Annotated in this window: 13 protein-coding genes; 5 read left to right on the top strand and 8 right to left on the bottom strand. The window is 69.4% G+C overall.

Annotated features, from left to right (window positions below; all coding sequences use genetic code 11):
• Positions 1-327 precede the first annotated feature (327 nt).
• The 4 genes from ACNAW0_RS24745 to ACNAW0_RS24730 all read right to left on the bottom strand — a co-directional run bounded on the left by ACNAW0_RS24745 (position 328) and on the right by ACNAW0_RS24730 (position 7508).
• Positions 328-2334, bottom strand: a complete 2007-nt coding sequence (locus ACNAW0_RS24745) for an NPCBM/NEW2 domain-containing protein (protein WP_416290387.1) — start codon at positions 2332-2334, stop codon at positions 328-330.
• A 21-nt stretch (positions 2335-2355) separates the two neighbouring features.
• The gene (locus ACNAW0_RS24740; protein ID WP_416290386.1) at positions 2356-5064 is read right to left on the bottom strand and encodes an NPCBM/NEW2 domain-containing protein; all 2709 of its coding nucleotides are present in this window, start codon (positions 5062-5064) and stop codon (positions 2356-2358) included.
• A 528-nt stretch (positions 5065-5592) separates the two neighbouring features.
• The gene (locus ACNAW0_RS24735; RefSeq protein WP_416290385.1) at positions 5593-6252 is read right to left on the bottom strand and encodes a response regulator; all 660 of its coding nucleotides are present in this window, start codon (positions 6250-6252) and stop codon (positions 5593-5595) included.
• Positions 6249-7508, bottom strand: a complete 1260-nt coding sequence (locus tag ACNAW0_RS24730; RefSeq protein WP_416290384.1) for a sensor histidine kinase — start codon at positions 7506-7508, stop codon at positions 6249-6251. Before ACNAW0_RS24730 ends, ACNAW0_RS24735 begins: the two co-directional genes overlap by 4 nt.
• 216 nt (positions 7509-7724) lie before the next feature.
• Between ACNAW0_RS24730 and ACNAW0_RS24725 the strand changes: the two genes are divergently transcribed.
• Complete coding sequence (locus ACNAW0_RS24725) at positions 7725-8351, top strand: hypothetical protein (RefSeq protein ID WP_416290383.1); 627 nt, start codon at positions 7725-7727, stop codon at positions 8349-8351.
• 381 nt (positions 8352-8732) lie between these two features.
• Here ACNAW0_RS24725 and ACNAW0_RS24720 read toward each other — a convergent pair whose 3' ends face one another.
• Positions 8733-9101 (bottom strand): hypothetical protein, encoded by a 369-nt coding sequence (locus tag ACNAW0_RS24720; protein WP_416290396.1) that lies wholly within the window; start codon positions 9099-9101, stop codon positions 8733-8735.
• Between ACNAW0_RS24720 and ACNAW0_RS24715 the strand changes: the two genes are divergently transcribed.
• Positions 9017-9433, top strand: a complete 417-nt coding sequence (locus ACNAW0_RS24715) for a zinc ribbon domain-containing protein (RefSeq protein ID WP_416290382.1) — start codon at positions 9017-9019, stop codon at positions 9431-9433. The two genes, ACNAW0_RS24720 and ACNAW0_RS24715, sit on opposite strands and share 85 nt — an antisense overlap.
• Before the next feature lie 117 nt (positions 9434-9550).
• Here the strand turns inward: ACNAW0_RS24715 and ACNAW0_RS24710 are convergent, their stop codons facing one another.
• Positions 9551-10312 (bottom strand): SGNH/GDSL hydrolase family protein, encoded by a 762-nt coding sequence (locus ACNAW0_RS24710; RefSeq protein ID WP_416290381.1) that lies wholly within the window; start codon positions 10310-10312, stop codon positions 9551-9553.
• Entirely contained in the window at positions 10312-12072 is a 1761-nt protein-coding gene (locus ACNAW0_RS24705; protein ID WP_416290379.1) for a phosphatidylglycerol lysyltransferase domain-containing protein, read from the bottom strand. The genes ACNAW0_RS24710 and ACNAW0_RS24705 overlap by 1 nt, the downstream gene beginning before the upstream one ends.
• A 160-nt stretch (positions 12073-12232) precedes the next feature.
• On the opposite strand from ACNAW0_RS24705, the gene ACNAW0_RS24700 reads away from it, so the two are divergent.
• Together ACNAW0_RS24700 and ACNAW0_RS24695 are read left to right on the top strand one after the other, a co-directional pair.
• Positions 12233-13273 (top strand): hypothetical protein, encoded by a 1041-nt coding sequence (locus ACNAW0_RS24700; RefSeq protein ID WP_416290378.1) that lies wholly within the window; start codon positions 12233-12235, stop codon positions 13271-13273.
• 9 nt (positions 13274-13282) lie between these two features.
• On the top strand, positions 13283-14320 hold the full coding sequence (locus tag ACNAW0_RS24695; protein ID WP_416290377.1) for an alpha/beta hydrolase: 1038 nt from the start codon (positions 13283-13285) through the stop codon (positions 14318-14320).
• A 196-nt stretch (positions 14321-14516) separates the two neighbouring features.
• On the opposite strand, the gene ACNAW0_RS24690 is transcribed toward ACNAW0_RS24695, so the two are convergent.
• Positions 14517-14903: a hypothetical protein gene (locus ACNAW0_RS24690; RefSeq protein ID WP_416290395.1), complete on the bottom strand. Its 387-nt coding sequence runs from the start codon at positions 14901-14903 to the stop codon at positions 14517-14519.
• 349 nt (positions 14904-15252) lie between these two features.
• Here ACNAW0_RS24690 and ACNAW0_RS24685 point away from each other — a divergent pair, with 349 nt between their 5' ends.
• Positions 15253-17418 carry a DUF6351 family protein gene (locus tag ACNAW0_RS24685; protein ID WP_416290376.1) on the top strand — a complete coding sequence of 722 codons (2166 nt, stop codon included), beginning with the start codon at positions 15253-15255 and terminating at the stop codon, positions 17416-17418.
• Positions 17419-17780: the final 362 nt, after the last annotated feature.

Below are 17780 nucleotides of genomic sequence, written 5' to 3'. Positions count from 1 at the left end.
GATCCGATGTATCCGCATCTGTCTATCGCACGACTGGGTGCTTGGTCAAGGATTCAGGAAGTTCCCGATGGGCAGACATCGGATCTGTCCGTACCGCAGGGGTCCTATCGGCCGTCGCGGGATACGCCCGCTCTGAAGTTGCTCCTAGATCGTCAACTGTCTGATCACCCGCCGTGCAAATCGGCCGACTCCCAGGCGAGCTGCTCAACCGCATCAGCCTGGGTCCATGCAACGGTTGCTCCCGGGGCGCAGCGCCCCGGGAGCAACCGGTTCAGGTCAGCCGTCAGGAAAGCCGGGCCGGGGTCGCCCCCGGCGGGGACACCGCTTTCAGTCGGCGCAGTAGACCTTGGCTGCGCCCCAGTCGGAGTGGTCGTAGTTGTTGTTGTCCGGGCCGGTGCCGGTGGTCAGGGTCAACACCTGCACACCGGAGACGTCCACGTCGAGATGCTGTGCCGGCTGGTTGCCGAGGATCACCTCGGTGGCCGCGAGTTGCTTCTGGCCGTCGCCGAGGACGCCGAAGGTGACCGATCCCCGTCCCTTGGTCTCGTCGTTGATGCCGACCTCGGCGGTGAAGCGGCTGCAGTTGGCGCCCAGGTAGTAGGTCACCTCGGCGGGTGCGTGGGTGGCGATCCCCTTCGCGTAGGTCACGCCAGCGATCTTGATGGGTTTGCCGTCGACGCTCTTGTCGATCCCGACGCGACCGTAGCCGACGTTGGCGGTCAGCGGGTGGAGGTCGCTGATCCACCGCTCGCCCCGGGGAGTCTCGGCGAGGGTGACCCCGCCGTACCCCGGCGTCTGGCGCTGGTCGCCGGCGACTGTCCGGTAGCTCGCGGACGCGGTGAAGGGGTAGGCGCGGTTGCTGGCGTCGGTCGGGACGGTGACGGTGAAGCTGGCGGTGACGGTCCGTCCCCGCGGCACGCTGTCGAACCGGGTCGGGTCCTGCGCCCGCGCGGACCAGCCGTCCGGCACGTCCAGCCCGACCTCGACGCGTTGGGCCGGTGTGACGCCGTCGTTGGTGAAGTCGACGCTGGCGGTGAACGTCGCGCCTGCGTCGACGTACCCGGTGGTGTCGGTGCGGACGTCGAGAAAGGTCGCTGGTTCGTGGTGCGCCGGCCGATCCTGGCGGATCACGAACATCCGGGAGCCGTGCGAGGGGATGGAGGCCCGGACGTCGCCGGTGGTCTCGGTGGTCTCGCCGGACCAGACGTCGCGCACGGTGTACGCGAGCTCCGAGGGCAGCCCGAGCTTCGCGGCGGTGGTGGACACCTGCCCGCCCGAGGGACCGCGGTTGAACAGGACGACGGCCGCGCCGCCGTCGGAGAGCGGCTTGGCCCACACCTCGAGGTCACCCTCGTCGGCGATCTTGTGCCCCTGGACGCCCGCCCAGTCCTGGTTGACCTCGATGACGTCGGGGTTGGTCAGCATCGCCAGCGTCGTCGCGTTCATGTTGCGCAGATCGTTGCCGGCGATCAACGGCGCGTTGAGCAGGCTCCACAGGCTCATGTGTGAGCGATACTCCGTCGTCGACATGCCGCCATTGCCGACCTCGAGCATGTCGGGGTCGTTCCAGGCGCTCGGGCCGGAGTACTTCTCCAGCCCCACCTGCTGGTCGAGGATGGACACGACGCTGCCCCAGTTGTCGCTGATGTCGCCCGTCGTCCGCCAGTAGTGGCTCAGCTCGGCGGCCCACTCCCCCGGCCGGTTGGCGCCCCACTCGCAGATCGAGTAGACGATCGGGCGGCCGGTCGCGGCGAGCGCCTCGGCCATCTTGGTGTAGCGCTCGATGGCCGGTACGCCCTGGTTGTTGCAGTTGTCGTACTTGAGCAGGTCCACGCCCCACTCCGCGAACCGCTGCGCGTCCTGGTCCTCGTAACCGAGACTCGCCGGCCGGCCCTGGCAGGTCTTCGTCCCCGCCGACGAGTAGATGCCCAGCTTCAGCCCGCGCTCGTGCACGTAGTCGGCCAGCACCTTGATGCCGCCAGGGAACCGCTGTGGGTCCGACTGCAGGTCGCCGTTCTCGTCACGCTGCGGCGCCATCCAGCAGTCATCGATGTTGACGTACTCGTACCCCGCAGCCTTCATACCGGAGGTGACCATGGCGTCCGCGGTCTGCCGGATCAGGTCCTCGGTGATGTTGCAGTGGAACTTGTTCCAGCTGTTCCAGCCCATGGGCGGGGTCGGGAGCAGCGGGAGCTTCTGGAACGCGGCCTCGGCACGGGCCTGCCATTGGGCGGCGCCGGCGGGCACCGGCGCCGCCAGCAGCGCGGTCACCAGTCCCCCCAGCAGTACGGCCGTGACGGCCGGGCGCACCGCGCCACGTCTCACTTTCCTCATGGTGGCCTCCCTGGGTTCGAGCTACGACGTGAACGAGAGGAGCTGGGCGTCGGCCCAGTCCGCATGGTCGCTGTTGTTGCCGTCACCGGCGTCGGAGACCACCAGCCGCAGCGTGTCGTGCCCCGACACGTCGACCAGGACCTCCTGCGGCGTCGAGTACGGCTGGCCGCGCATGACGTCGCTGTCGTACAGCAGCTCCCCGTCGCCGTAGACGCGGAACACCACGGTGGCCGGCGAGCCCTTCTTGGCGTCGTCGACGCCGATCACCGCCTTGAAGAGCCGGGCGCTCGCACCCAGCCGGTAGACGACCTCCGACGTGGCGTGGACGCCCAGGCCCTTGTCGTACCGGGTGCCGCCGAGCCGGATGTTCCCGCCGGAGATGGCCTTGTCTCGGCCGATCGTGCCCCAGCCGACGCTGGCCGACTCCCAGTTCAGGTCGCTGAGGTACGCCGCTGACGACAGGTCCACCGCCGCTTCGACGGCCGCCGCGCTCGGCTCTCCGGCGCCGAGGTCGTTGACCCCCACCACGCGGTATTCGAACGGCCCGTTGCTGCGTGACGCGGTGGGGTCCAGGTAGCTGCTGCCGGTGACGCCATCGACGATCGTGGTGAAACCGGAGCCGGAGCCGGCGGCGCGGCGCTGAACGGCGTAGGTCGCGGCGCCCGGAGCGGCGTGCCACGCGACGAAGACGGATTCGTCCGACATCCGGTAGGCGTTGACGCCGGTCGGTGCGGAGGGCAGTTCGGTGATGGCGGTACGGAAGGTCAGGGGCGCCCCGTCGACCGTGATGCTGGCGCCGGTGGCCGTGTTCGTGGCCTCGACCTTCCAGTGGTAGACGGCCCCCGGCTTCAGCTGCGGCACCACCAGCGCCGTGTCCGTGGTCGTCTTGTCGACCACCACCGACTGGAATCGCTCGTCCTCGGCCACGATCAGCCTGTAACGGTCGGCCTGGTACGACGGCTCCCACTGGAAACGCACGTGCGCGGGCGGTACCGGAACGTCGTTCTTCGGCGCCCGGGCGGCGAAGGCGTGCGGGCTGCTGGTGTCAGCGGCGCCGACGTCGGTGTGGGCGGGGACGACGCTGACGGCCGTACCCGCGGGCAGGCTGAGGGCGATCCGACCGTCGGTGATCTTCGCGTTGCGTTGGATCCGGGTGAGGCCGTCGAGCCCGATCCGGTATACGTCCACCGCGCCCACGCCGCGCCAGTCAGCGGGCAGCTGCCACGTCCGGGCGTGGTACCCGTCGGCCGAGTAGGCGACGATTTCCCGGTGCCGGTTGTTCCACAGGGCCGGCACGAAGACGTCGTCGCCATCGCGCAGCACCATGTCGCCACGGGTGATCCGGAGCCGGCCGTCGACCTGACGGCTGGTCACGCCGTCGGAGAAGGTGACCACGCCGCCGGTGTCGGACAGCCGGTCCAGCCGGTTCAGGTAGTACCAGACGAGCGTGGTTTTGGCGAACTCGTCCAGGAACCCGCCCAGTTTCGCCGGGTCACGCTTGATGGTCGACTCACCTTGCATGCTGGTGCCGAACCTGACGTCACCGCCCGCGCCGCCGATGTGCAGGGCTGGGGGGATCTTCATCTGATCGACGTTCCGGAAGTGCCACGACATGGGTTGCAGCCCGAGCAGTGGGTCCCTGCGGTAGCTGTAGGCGAACTCCGACGTCACGTCGACCCCGCGGTCCCGCCAGTAGCGCAGGATCTTCTTCTGGGTCTCGATCTCCTGGTCGGTCGTGATGCCGTGGTACGGGCTGATCGGCTCGGTGCCGTAGCCGGGGATGTACTGGTGGAAGGCGTCGACGTGGACGGTGCCGATCTCGGCCATGTCGACCATCTCGAACAGCTTGTCGATCCGCTTCTTGGTCAGCCCGGCTTCCCATTCCAGCGTGTAGCTGATCGGGTGGCCCCAGACGTACTCGCGCAGCGACCCGTCCTTGTTGCGGGCGATCACGTCAGCCTTTCGGTAGGTGTCCCAGAGCGGGCTGGTGGTGCTGGCGTCGAGCATGTTGATGTGGAAGCTGACCGTGGTGTTGTACTGTCGCGCCTCCCGGATCAACCAGCGCAGGCTGTCCAGCGCCGTCTCGTCCTGGGGGCGCTTGAGCTTCGGGTTGACCACGTCCCAGGCGGGATAGCCGGTGTCGTGCCCGTCGTACTGCCACCCGACGAGGTAATAGATCTTCGGGATGCCGCGGGTCAGGTTGTCGACCTTCCTGATGACCTCGAGCCCCTGCTCGAAGTTCAGGGACACCTTGCCCTTGTTGTCGGCCATGAACATCTTCATGGTCAGGGTCTGGTGGTAGTCGTGCCGGAACGGCCGGGCCGGCTCCGGCAGCACGGTCACGCCGACCTGTCCGGCGGCGGTGGTCCCGCGGAGGGTGACCGTGGCGGTCAGGGTGGTCTCGCCAGGCGTCATCGTTCCGGCCTGAACCGTGCCCGAGGTTCCCTCAACGCTGGCCGTGGCGACCGTGGGTTTGCTGCTGCTGACGGAGATCTGCGCCTCGTTGAGGTCGGCGGCGGTCCCGTCGCTCATGGTGCCGCTGATCTGTAGGGGCGTGCTGCCGTCCAGGGGCAGGCTTACGTCTGCGGCCCGCACCGTCACCGACGACAGTTCGGCGGCCTCGGTTGCCTGCGCGGCCACCGGAGCGCCGGTCACCCCGGCGAGGCCGACGACCAGCAGGGTGCTGACGCTCGTCAGCAGCCGATGGTGCCTGTGTTTCCTACCGAACATCAAGAATTCTCCAGGCTTCTCCGGTCCTGGCTCCCTGCCAGGCCCGTAATCGGTGCGACCGGTCCGCTGCCCTCGGCGGAGCAGCCGTTGTCAGCGGTCCGGGCCGCAACTATCAGCGGAAAGTGCCAGCGGCGGTCGATCCTCACCCCCGCCGCTGGCTGACGCCCCCTGCACGGCGGCGGCCCGCCCCGGTTCGCGCAGGCTGTCGCTGTAGCCGAACATCGGCGCCGCGGCCTCCGGCAGGTTGGGTCGTCTCGGCGGGTAAGTAGTTCGCCTGCAGGTTGCATACATCTGATGTGTTGCCCCAGGCTAACGGGTCCAACGGGTCAGATCAAGTATTCGAATCCGTTTAGATCCGATGTATGGGCCCGCTTTGGCGGCGCGCCGACCGCGGTGGACATCCCGAGCCCCAACACCGGCCTCCTTGACCTGATCCACGAGTAGGAGGCGCGACGGCCACGGCGTGTCCGGTGACCGCGCCGGTGCCAGGGACCGAGCTGGACGGGCACGACCTGGGCCACACCCGTATCAGCCTCCGGGTTGGACGAGCCCGCACTCGTAGGCGAAGACGACGGCTTGGATCCGGTCGCGCAGGCCCAGTTTGGCCAGGACGCGGGTGACGTGGGTCTTGACCGTCGCCTCGCTCAGGTAGAGCTCCGCACCGATCTCGGCGTTGGAGCGACCGCGGGCGATGAGCCCCAGCACCTCGAGTTCGCGTCGGGTCAGCGTCTCGAGTCCGGCGGGACGGCCGGAGCCCGGCCGTGGGCGCCGGACGTACTCCTCGATCATTCGGCGGGTGATCTCCGGTGCCAGCAGCGCCTCGCCCGCGGCGATCGTACGGATGGCCCCGGCCAGCTCGCGGGGCGGTGCACTCTTGAGCAGGAAGCCGCTCGCCCCGGCACGCAGTGCCTGATAGACGTACTCGTCCTCATCGAATGTGGTGAGGATGAGTACACGCGCCGGGCAGCGGCCGCCGTCCAGCAGGCGACGCGTCGCCTCGATCCCGTCCTTGCGCGGCATGCGGATGTCCATGAGGATGACGTCGGGCAGCAGCGCGAGCGCCTTGTCGATGGCCTCCATGCCGTCGGCCGCCTCGTCGACCACCTCGATGTCGTCCTGGCCGTCCAGAATGGAGCGGAAACCACCGCGTACGAGGGCCTGGTCGTCGACGAGTAGGACGCGGATCATTGTTGCGCCGCCTGCAGCGGCAGCCGTGCCGTCACGGTGAAGCCCGCCTCAGGCACCGCCGCCGTCTTGAGCGTGCCGCCATAGAGCCCGACCCGTTCGCGCATCCCGATGAGGCCGTGCCCAACCCGATTCGCGCCGGCACCGCCCGTTCCGCCCATCTGCCCGGTGTCCCGGACACTCACCCGAACGGACTGCTCGTCGTAGTGCAACACGACGTGCGCGGTGGTCGGCGCCGCGTGCTTGAGTGCGTTGGTGAGCGCCTCCTGCACGATCCGGTAGACGGTCAGATCCACGCCGGGCGGCAGCGGCCGGGCCGTGCCCTCCACGGTGAGTTCGACCGGCAGACCGATCTCGGCCATGTGGTCGACCAGGTCGCCCAGGTCCGCCGTGCCTGGCTGCGGCTTGAGCGCGAGCCGGGCCTGTTCTCCGCGTAGCAGGCCGAGCATCCGCCGGAGTTCGCCGACCGCTTGCCGTCCGGTGTCCTGAACCGACTGCAGTGGCGCTCGGGCCTGCTGCGGGTCGCGGTCGAGCAGGTCCTCGGCGGCGCCCGCCTGGACCACCATGACACTGACGCAATGGGCCACGATGTCGTGCAGCTCGCGCGCGATGCGACCGCGTTCCTCGGCCAGCGCGGCACGGATCGCCTCCTCGCGCTCGGCTTCCAGTTGCTGTGCGCGGGCACGGTCGTCGGACTGGCTGCGGGCGCGAGCGCGCAGCACCCGGCCGGCGATGAGGCATGCCACCAACGGCACCGCTACGAACGGGAGGTTGCCGACGGTGCCGGACTCCGGGTTGCGCAGGAACACGACGACCAAGCCGATCACGATCGCGGCCGCGCCGATAGCGGCCCGCGCTCGTTCACTGTGCCGGGCCACCGAGTAGCTGGCGACCAGGATCGGCAGGAAGTCGCCCCACAGCGTGACCGTCAGCGGCGTGGCCAGCATCGGGCCAGCGATCGCGACCGCGACGATCACGGCAGTGGCCAGCGGCGTCACCCGGCGCAGCGCCAGCACCGACGTCGCCACCAGAGTGGAGGCGGCCACGGCCGGCATCGGGCCGTACGGTGTCGAGTTGTCGAGCTGGAACACGAGATTGACCTGGGCGAAGCCGGCGACCGCGATCGCGAACAGCGCGTCGGGCAGCACCCCCTCCGGCAGGCGCCGCAGCCACGCACGCGCCTTCGACTCCACCCGCGCCGCCAGCTCCGCCCACGCCTGGGAACGACCCCGCGCCTGGGCCTGAACCGGTGCCGTCACCCGCATCACATCGGCAAAGCTACCGACCGGCGGACCTGCGTGGCGTCATTCGCAGGTCGCATTTCCAGCAGCCCATTTCACGACCGGGGGATGACCCGGTGCCGACCGCGGCACGACGACGCCACCGGTCGGCCGAACCGACGCTGAAGGCGCGCCGCCGACGGGCGGCATCACACACAGCGCAGGGCGCTGCAACTCGTGGAGGAGACCATGACCATGAACTTGAGGCGCCTTGGCGGATGGGCGCTCATCGTCGGCGCGATCGTCACGACGGTGGGCTACTCCGCCGCCAATCTGCTCGCGCCCGGCAGCGGCGAGGACGTGTTCCGCTACCACCTCTGGCCGCTGTTCTACGAAATCGCGCTGGTCGGGGACGTCATCACCGCGCTGGGACTGCCGGTGATCCTGGCCTTCGCGGGACGTGCGCCGAAGCTGCACATCGTCGGCTACGCCGGCATATTCGCCGCGCTGGTCATGCTCAATGTCGGCGAAGGCACGACCGAGGCGTTCGTCAAGCCGTACCTGGTCACCCACGGCGGCCTCCCGACGGAGGAGCCGATCGGCTTCGCCGTCTTCGAGGGCATCGCGCTGCTGGCCCTGGTCGTCGGCTCCATCTGTCTGGGCATCGCCATCCTGCGGGCCCGGACGCTGCCGTGGTGGATCGGGGTCGCGGTGATCGTCTCGTGTGTCGTCGGCGCACTCGGGCTGCCTGGCGCCTGGTTCCTGCTGCCCGACAGCATCTTCTTCGCAGCGCTGTTCGCAATCGGTACCTTCGCCGTCCGGGAGCGTACGCAGCGTACGTCCGCGACGATCGAGCAGGCGGTGGCCAGCCCAGCGAGGTGATCCTGGTCGCCCCCCGGCGGTCGCGCCTGTTCGCGCCGACATCGAAAGGCCCGCCCTCCTCGCTGGCGGTGGAATGCCCAGCCGGCGACGAACAAGGACAACCACCCACCGGCTGCCCTCAGTCCATCCTCACCATGAACGCCGCCCGCTGACCTCGCTGCTGCGCCCGGCCGCCGCGACCCAAACGGGGTGGTGGACGAGACGAACATGCCCGCCGACCTGTGTTGTAGCAGGTCGGCGGCCATGCGCCGGTGATGGGCGATGCTGGGATCGAACCAGTGACCTCTTCGGCGTGAAGCGGGAGGTGAAGCCCTCCCAGCTACTCGACATCAGGCGCAGCGCGGGCTGCCGAAATGCACCGGTCGCAGCACCCGCCCCTGTTCAGCGGCGGACACTTCTGACCAATCGGTCGACCGATCGTCTGATCGATTTCCGAAACTGGGGCACCATTTCGTCGCGGGCGTTCCGCCCGATTCGCCCCGCGTTACCAGTGATCCTGGCCACTGCGGCACGGTTACCTTCGCTGAACAACTGTTCATGCACCTGCTGCCCCACCCGCCGCATACCGTCGTAGGCCTTGGCCACCGCGGCACGGTTACCGTCGCTGAACAGCCTGTCACGCGCCCGCTGCCCCAACTGCTGGGCACTACCAGAGATCGTGGTCAATGCGGCACGGTTACGGCCGCTTAAGAGCTTCTCACGTGCCTTTTGCCCCACTCGCTGGCAAGTATCTAATATCTTGTTCGTCATGGCCCGGAATGATCGCACCTTGCGGTAGCGATGTCACGAGCATTGGGCCGAGAATCGCGTTCTGTACGCGACCGCATGCAATGCGCAACCTGAATATAACGCTCTGTCCTCCGTGCATTTACTTTCGGCAATGCAAGGTAGCGCAACGGGACTATGGTGCGTTGGGCGGCGGCATGGTCGGCCACTCGGCTTGGCCCGGCTGGGGCAATGAAACACCCTTTGTCAACCCCCGTTTCAAGCGTGATTGGACGTGCTCGGGTTGCGGGGTCGAGCATGACCGGGACATCAACGCCGCGCGCAACATCCTCGCCGCCGGGCTGGCGGAGAGGTAACGCCTGCGGAGCTGACGTAAGACCTCAAGGGAAACCTCCCGGCAAGGCAGTCGGCGATGAAACAGGAACCTCACGGGCGATCGTGAGAATCCCGGACCCTTCAGGACCGGGAGGATGTCAACTGCCGGCAGCTACAGCGGCGTGCGCCGTGCGGGCAATGAGTTCGTGGCCCAACGCGTTGGGGTGGTCGCCGTCGTCGGCGAGCAGGTCGGTGGGGTCCTGGTCTCCGGTGACGCCCTTGAACGCCGGGTAGGTGGGCACGTAGAGCGCGGCCGTCTCAGCGGCCGCGTCACGCAGAGCCTGGTTGACGTAACGGGTGGCGGTCGCCGACTGCACCACGCCGGCATCGCCGTACTCGGCAAGCCCCACGGAGCCGTCCTTGACGACGTTCCAGTAGCCGAGCACGACCACCATGGCCGGGCCGTCGTGCAACTCACGGATCCGGTCGACGGTGGCGGCCACGTTGGCGCCGACTCGCGCCGCGACGCGCCCATAGGCCGCGTCGTCGCCGCCCCCGTCGAACGCGGCGGCCAAATCGTTCGCCCCCACCATGATCAGGATGACGCCGGCCCGGGTCAGGTCGTCGCGCGTGTCAGGCGACTCGAGCTGCGCCAGCACATCATCGGAGCTGAAGCCACCGTGCGCAAGGTTGACGGTCGGCACGGTGGGCCCCTGCATGCGGGCGTACAGGTCCGGGAAAGGCAGGCAGTCGCAGGCCGACCCGGCTGGCACGGAGTCGCCGAGCGCGACCACCGCGCCCGGTGCGGCGCGCCCCGCAGTGGGTGGCGGCGGTTCGCCGGTGTTGATCGCCGGCGACAGCAGCATGGCGATCGCCGCGGCGCGCCGCAGGACGGTGCGGTGCCGCGCCTCTCCCGCCATCAGCCCGCCCCGGCCGGTTCGAGGGATGGCGCGGAGGCAGCGCCATCGGTGCGCCGCGCCGGGCGCCACCCGGTCGGCAGAAAGGCCTCCGCCTTCAGCACGGCCACGGTGATCCGGGGCAGGTCGCGGGCAGTAGGAAAGCACAGGTAACGCGGCTGCCACATCGGCTGGTACTTGGCATTCGCCCGGTACAACGATTCGATCTGCCAGAACCGGGAGGCCAGCCGCAGCAGCCGGTGCCAGATCCGCAGAACGGGCCCAGCCCCCAGCCCCTCGGCGCGGGCGAACACCGAGCGCAGCACGGCGAAGTTCAGCGAGAGCCGCCGCACGTCCAGGCTGGGCGCCGCCTCGATCGCGCTGACCACCATAAGCTCCATCACGCCGTTAACTGCGGAGCGGTCGCCGCGCATGAGGTCCAGCGACAGCCCGTCGTCCCCCCATGGTACGAACTGCAGTACGCCACGCAGCCGCGCGCTGCCGTCGCGGCAGAGCACGAGCACACAGTTGTCGTCCTGCGGGTCGCCGATGCGGGACAGCGCCATCGAGAAGCCGCGCTCTACCGGCCCGTCGCGGAACTGGCGGGCCGCACGTACCGCCTCCGCCAGTGCGGCCGGCGGCAGGTCGCGCTGGCGGGCCACCTCGCAGGAGTACCCCGCGCGCTTCGCGCGGGCAATCGCCTGGCGCACGGCGCGCATCGGCCGGCCCTCGAGGCTGAACCCCGCCACGTCCACCACTGCCTCGTCGCCGAGCTCCACCACGTCCAGGCCGCTGCGGCGGTACGACCGTCCGCCGGACGGGCCGCAGCCGAGGACCGCCGGGGTCCACCCGTACCGGGCGCTGTCGGCCAGCCAGGCGTCGATCGCCTGAGGCCACGCGTCGTGGTCCCCGATCGGGTCGCCGGTGGCGAGGCTGACCCCGTTGATGACGCGGTACGGCACGGCTGCCTTTCCCGATGGCGCCCACATAAGCAGCTTGTCCCTGCGCAGGGCGAAGTAGCCCAGCGAGTCGGCCGCGCCGTATCGGCGGAGCAGTTCGCGTAACCGGTGCTCCTGTTCCGCAGTCGGCTCGGTGTCGCGTCGTACGTGGCGCAGCAGCAGCACCGTGGTGGCGCCGAGCGCTAGCAGCCCGAACGCGCCGGTGGTGAGGCTGACCGCTTCGGCGCCCAGGGGGTGCCGGAACCGCAGCGGGCCGGGTGCGCCGACCAGGCCGAGCGCGACGTGCTCCGCCCACAGCCGCACGCCCGGCGCGCCGATCAGGCGGTTCGGCCGTAGGGCTATCTCCAGCATGCCGAGCGTGAACCCGGCGCCCGCGAAGCCGGCGAACGCTGCCAGCGCGCGCCACGGATTCCGCGGGTCGGCGACTGCCCGGAACCGGCCGTGCGCCGCGATCAGCGCGGCAAGCAGGGCGCCCGAGACTGCCGCCGCGTCAAAATCGAGCCCCTTGACGATGTGCAGGATCACGCCGGCGCCGGCCAGGAAGACGGCCAGCCGCCAGGCGCTACGCTTGCCCCGCCGGAGCCCCGCGCCAAGGTAGATCAGCAGCATCCCGCTGACCGCCGTGGCCGCCCGGGCGGTGAGGATGCCGGTCATCGGCAGGTACTCCACCAGCGCCTCCAGCCCGCCGCGACGCGGCGGCAGGAGCCAGGTGAGGATGGTGAACAGGCCGGCCGCCTGCACCAGCCTGGCCACGCCGGCCCGCGTCAGCGGCGGGCGTGGCCGCCAGGACTCGCCGGCGGATGCCGTTCCTCCTTGCATCGCCATAGGGCCATCATCGGCCGCCTCGCTGAGCACGACCAGCGTGCGCGCTGTGAGTGGCCTGAGCGGGCCACGCCGTTGGCGTTTCAGCTGCACTCCAGCCAACCCTCCGGATGTTCTCAGCTAACGGGTGGACGATCGACTCCGCCAGGCATGGTGCGAAGGCGTGGAGGCACACATGGCGCTGACCGGTGTTCCGTTACTCCTCCTGGTGGGGCTGGCCGCCGCCGGGGCGGCCGCCGCGATGGTCGTCGGCTGGTCGCGGTTCGGCCGGCTCCGCATCCTGGTACGGGTGGTGGGCGTGCTGCTGACCCAGGCCCTGGTGCTGTTTACCGTGGGGCTCGCGGTCAACCGTTCCGCCCAGTTCTACACAAGCTGGGACGACCTGGTGGCTCAGAACGCCGCCAGCGACCGACACCACGCCAGCACACCGGGCCGCCTGGACCAGTGGGTGCGCCAGAACGACCACAACGCCGCCCTGCAGCCCTTCGCCTTCGAGTGGCGACCGGACGGGTGGACAGACTGGCACCTGGCCGCCCCGCCGACCGTCACCGTGCCCGCCGGTTACCTGCGCAACCCCGGCTGGCGCTATCCGGCTGTGCTGGTCCTCGGCAGTGCGGGGTACGGGTGGGGCGGGGCGACCGAGACTGAGGCGGCCCGCTCGCTGGAGGCGGCGGCAGGACTTGCCGTGTTGATCTTCGCCCACACCACCCCGGCGGCGTCGGTGCCGGCGCTGGCCACGGCATTGCCCGACCAACTGAGCCGGGACCTGCGCGTCACCGGGCACAGCTGGGCCCTGGTGTCGTCAGCGCCGCAGGAGCCGCTCGCCCGGCAGGTGGTGCTGGCCGCACCCGGCCGATACCCGGCGCTGGCGGTGGTTCCCGTCGGCGCGGGGCACGGCCGGCCCGCTGGCGCCGCCGTGCCCCAAGGGCTACCGGCGGGCGTGACGGTGACCGTGCTGGGCACTCCGGCGAGTACCGCCACCGGCGGCCCGGCCGCGGTGCCCCGTGCCGGCTCCCCCGCTCCGTCCGGCATGGACGCGCTGCGGGCGGCCCTGCTCTGGGCAATCCGGCAGCTGCCCGCCCCGCTGGCCGAGCCCGCGCCACTAGTGCGGCACGTGCACACACCGCACGGCAAGCCCAGCCCGGCGCCGCCACGCCCGGCCCCGATGCCGCCGGCCGTCCGCATTGCCAACCCATCCGTTTAGGAGGCAAAGATGGCACCGGACAGCCTTGCACTCCAGTTGCTCACCGTCGCGGCGGCCGTCGTCGCCCTCGTCGCCCTAGCGCTGGCATGGGAGCGTGGCAGCGGATGGCGGCGGGTGGCGCTGCGGGCCGGCAGCGCCAGCCTCTGCGTGGCGACCACCCTCGCCGCCGCCCTGCTGTGGGTCAACCGCCAGGTCGAGATCTACACCTCGTGGTCCGATCTGACCGGCGCACCGCCGGCCGCTGCTGCGCTTTCGGACCCGCCGCCGGTCGGCGGCGGATCCGGTGGGCGCCTGGTCAACCTCATCGTTCCCGGCAAGGCCAGCGGTCTCTCACTGCCGATGATGGCGTACCTGCCGGCCGCCTACGACGCCCGCCCCACCGCCCGCTTCCCGGTCATCGAGGCGCTGCACGGCTACCCGGCCTCACCAACGGCGTGGATAAAAGCCCTCCACGCACCTGAATACCTGGACCGGGAGATCGCCGCGGGCCGGATGGCACCAACCGTGGTGCTGTTCCCGTACACGACGCCGGACCGGCTGCTGGACACCGAGTGCACCAACCTCAGCCACGGACCGCAGGCCGAGACGTACCTGACCGTCGACGTGCCAGCGGCCGTCAAGAGCCAACTGCGGGTACGGACCGACCGAGCCGGCTGGGGGTTGATCGGCTATTCGGCCGGCGGCTTCTGTGCCGCCAACCTGGCCCTGCGCCACCCAACCGGATATGCAGCCGCAGCCAGCCTCTCCGGCTACGCCAGCCCAGGCATCACCGTCGGGGACGGCTCCGAACACACCCTGAACAACGACACTTGGCGGCTGTTGCACCTACCGCCACCCGCCGTTGCTCTGTACCTCGGCTGCGCCCGCGCGGACAGGGCGGCGCTGCGCGACACCACCGCCCTGGCCCGGCTGGCCCGCGCGCCGATGAGCGTCACCACCGCGTACGTCAATGGCGGCGGCCACAACATCGGTACCTGGCTGGCACTGGAGCCACCCGCGTTCGACTGGCTCTCCAGTTGGCTGGCCCGGCCCCTGGCGGCGGGCTGACGCCACGTGCCGCCACAGCTGTCAGGGTGAGCGCGTCCGGACGCAGCTCGAAGCAACTGGCGCACGAGCCTGCCGGGGAACACGTCGAGAGCGACGGGGAGCGGGCGGATCCGCGGCAGACGAGGGCGCGGTCGCGCGGGTCTTCAGCGGTTGATAAGGCGGGAACCCTGGCCGTTCACGGCCGGGAGGAACGCCGTCACGGATCGGGACGTTTTTGTGGTTCTTCCGCTGGCCAGCGCGGCGAACATGAAGGTGGCGGATACCGGTACGCTCCTGCCCGGTGTACAGCTGGCTCTGTAGGCCGAGCGCGGCGAGGAGGAGCAGCAGTCCCAGCGCCCACGGCCGGAGGGGGCGCCCGCGTGGTGTCGCCCAGGTGCCCGGCAGATACTGTCCGCCCCAGGCCTCGACCAGTCCGATGATCAGGCCGCCGATGAGCGCCGTATATGTTGCCCAGACCACCGAGTACGGCGATCACGAAGGACAGCAGGGTGTGTCCGGCGGCGTTGGAGGGGTTGAACGTCCCGACCATGCCGACCATGGTTCCGGCCATTCCGGCCAGGGCCGCGGCGATGCCATAGGTCATCGCGTAGACGTGCCGGGCCCGGATGCCCATGAGGCGGTGGTGCTCGGTGTGGAGACCTACCCGCACCCGGGATCGCTCGGGGTGCTGCTGGAGGCAAGCGCGCCGAGCACGCCGGTGTGGGTGGACCTGCTGGTGCGGCTGAGCACCCCGACTCGACAGAATCCCGATCCATCAGGCCCGTGTGTCCACGAGCTGCGGAACCCGGTGGCGATCTTCTCCTGGATGCACAAGAATCCTCCTCGCTCTAGACCACGCCGCCGATGTGACGTATACACGGCAATCAACGTAGACAGGCGTCTAAGTCTACTTCCTCCCAGTCAATCGGGATCAGTCGAGACCGGAGGTAGCGATGCCGACAACACTACGACGAACGACACGGTGGCGGCTCGGGGTAGGTGCCCTCGCCGCCGCACTCGCGCTACCCCCTGCCGCCGCATCCGGTGGGCCGGCCACGGCCGCGGGCTCGCTGCAGATCAGTACCGTATCCGCACGCGCCGATCTGGTTAGCGGAGGAGAGGTGCTGGTCCGAGTGGATGCCTCGCCGGGGCTGCTCGGCCGGGTGCGGGTGAACCTGGAAGGTGCCGATGTCACTCCCGCGTTCCACCCCGACCCCGGACGTAGCTCGGTTACCGGCCTGCTGACCGGTCTTCGAGGCGGGACGCATCAGGTCGTTGCCACAGCCGGCCCGGTACGAGCCACTCTGGTAATCCGCAACCATCCGATCACCGGTCCGATCATCAGCGGCCACCACGAGGAGCCCTACGCCTGCACCACAGATCAATTCACTCTTGTCGGTGGTGGCACGTTAGGTAGCCCCCTGGACGCCGACTGCTCGGCCGCCACCCAGGTGGAGTATGCGTACCGCAGCACCAGTGGCGCGATCAAACCACTGGCCGACATCCATACCCGTCCGGCTGATCTGGCCAAGACGACCACCACTGACGGGCGCACCGTGCCGTTCCTGATCCGAGTCGAGACCGGCACGATCAACAGGGCTATCTACCAGATCGCGCTCCTGCACGACCCAGCCACCGCCGCACCCACCTTCTTCCGCGCCAGCGCGGGCTGGAACCACAAGCTGATCTACACCTTCGGCGGCGGCTGCCGGGGAGGCTGGTACTTCCAGGGCACCGACACCGGCGGCGTTCTCGACGCGCGGATGCTCGGCCGAGGGTATGCCGTCGCCTCGGCGAGCCTCAACGTCTTCGGCAACAACTGCAACGACCTACTCGCTGCCGAAACCATGATGATGGTGAAGGAGCGCTTCATCGAGGCGTACGGCAGCCCGCTCTTCACCATCGGCTGGGGCTGCTCCGGCGGCTCGTACCAGAGCCACCAAATCGCCGACAACTACCCCGGCCTGCTGGGCGGCATCGTCGTCGGATGCAGCTTCCCGGACGTCACCTCGGCGACAATCTTCACGCTGTTCGACTCGAGGCTGCTGCAGCACTACTTTGCCGACCTTGCTCCCGGGCAGTACACCGCCGAGCAGCAACGCCGCATCGCCGGCTTCGGGGTGCGGGCCAGCATCCCCAACCTCAGTGACGGCGCCAAGCGGCTGGACCCGGTGGCCGAGTTCCCCGCGGTGCTGCCGGTGGCGCAGCGCTACGATCCGGTGCGTAATCCGGGCGGGGCGCGTGCCGACGTGTACGACCACACGGTAAACGTCTACGGACATGACCCGGCCAACGGCTTCGCCCGCCGCCCCCTGGACAACGTCGGGGTGCAGTACGGCCTCGCCGCGCTGAACGACCGCACGATCACCGTTGACCAGTTCCTCGACCTCAACGCGCGGATCGGCGGACTGGACATCGACGCCAAACACACGGCGGCCCGCACCGTCGCCGACCCGGCGGCAACCAGGGCGGCATATCAGACAGGACGCATTCTGTCCGGTGGCGGGGGGCTCGCAGCCACACCCATCATCGACTACCGCGCCTACTCTGACGATGCGGCCGGCGGTGACATCCACATGATCGTCCACCAGTTCTCCACCCGAGCACGATTGGTCGCCGCGAACGGGGATGCGGACAACCAGGTGATGTTGGTCGAGGACGGCCGGTTCGGCGGGTTCAGCCTCAGCAGCCCGGTGCTGCGCGAGGCACTCACCGCGATGGACCAGTGGCTGACAAACCTGGGCAGCAATCCCTCCCACCGCCTGGACCACCGCACAGTGGTCCGGGCCAAGCCGGCTGGCCTGACCGATGCCTGCTGGAGCCAGGACGCATCTCGCCGCAAGATCGTTCAGCGGCTGTCGTACGAAAACACTGGCGAGTGTGGGCGGCTGTTCCCGGCGTTTCCGACGCCCCGGCTGGTCGCCGGTGCGCCGCTGGCCGATGACATCGTCGCCTGTCAGCGCAAGGCTGTCGATTGGCGGGACTACCGGGTCGGCTTCGACGCTGATCAGCGTGCCCGGTTACTGGCCATCTTCCCGCACGGGGTGTGCGACTGGACCAAGCCCGGCGTTGACCAGGTGCCGCTTTCCGGAACCTGGTGGTCGGCCCCGATCTCCTGACCCGCACCGAGCCTGGGGGTCGATCAGGAAGTTGGGCAAGAACCGCGCTGCGGGCAGCCAGAACCAGAGACGCTGACTGCCCGCAGCGTGAGCCCGGGCCTGGCTGTTTCCCGCAGCAGACCCACGGAGGATCGGCGCCGGCAATCGACTCCAACTCGTACGCGCCGTCCACGTACTCGTCTTCCCTACCACCGGGCAAGCGCTACGCCGCCGCGTAGGCGCTCCGGCATCCCAATGTGGCATCACGTCGAGTGCCCTCCCCCACGCTCTATCGAGATTTTCCGATCGGGAGTGAACCCTGCGTTCCGCGCAATTCAGGCGGGCTAGAGGCGCGATCTAGGGTTTGACGTGGGAGAACGCGC

It is taken from the genome of Micromonospora sp. SL1-18 (assembly GCF_047921505.1).
In the GTDB taxonomy this organism is placed as follows: Bacteria; Actinomycetota; Actinomycetes; order Mycobacteriales; family Micromonosporaceae; genus Micromonospora.
The sequence above is the reverse complement of the archived record's forward strand: the minus strand, read 5'-3'. Positions and strand labels throughout refer to the sequence as shown.

Coding starts and splice junctions, on each gene's coding strand:
- ACNAW0_RS24715 (WP_416290382.1), top strand. CDS start 9,017: ATGCGGCACGGTTACGGCCGCTTAAGAGCTTCTCACGTGCCTTTTGCC.
- ACNAW0_RS24725 (WP_416290383.1), top strand. CDS start 7,725: ATGAACTTGAGGCGCCTTGGCGGATGGGCGCTCATCGTCGGCGCGATC.
- ACNAW0_RS24740 (WP_416290386.1), bottom strand. CDS start 5,064: ATGTTCGGTAGGAAACACAGGCACCATCGGCTGCTGACGAGCGTCAGC.
- ACNAW0_RS24710 (WP_416290381.1), bottom strand. CDS start 10,312: ATGGCGGGAGAGGCGCGGCACCGCACCGTCCTGCGGCGCGCCGCGGCG.
- ACNAW0_RS24720 (WP_416290396.1), bottom strand. CDS start 9,101: ATGACGAACAAGATATTAGATACTTGCCAGCGAGTGGGGCAAAAGGCA.
- ACNAW0_RS24705 (WP_416290379.1), bottom strand. CDS start 12,072: ATGGCGATGCAAGGAGGAACGGCATCCGCCGGCGAGTCCTGGCGGCCA.
- ACNAW0_RS24685 (WP_416290376.1), top strand. CDS start 15,253: ATGCCGACAACACTACGACGAACGACACGGTGGCGGCTCGGGGTAGGT.
- ACNAW0_RS24690 (WP_416290395.1), bottom strand. CDS start 14,903: ATGACCTATGGCATCGCCGCGGCCCTGGCCGGAATGGCCGGAACCATG.
- ACNAW0_RS24745 (WP_416290387.1), bottom strand. CDS start 2,334: ATGAGGAAAGTGAGACGTGGCGCGGTGCGCCCGGCCGTCACGGCCGTA.
- ACNAW0_RS24735 (WP_416290385.1), bottom strand. CDS start 6,252: ATGATCCGCGTCCTACTCGTCGACGACCAGGCCCTCGTACGCGGTGGT.
- ACNAW0_RS24695 (WP_416290377.1), top strand. CDS start 13,283: ATGGCACCGGACAGCCTTGCACTCCAGTTGCTCACCGTCGCGGCGGCC.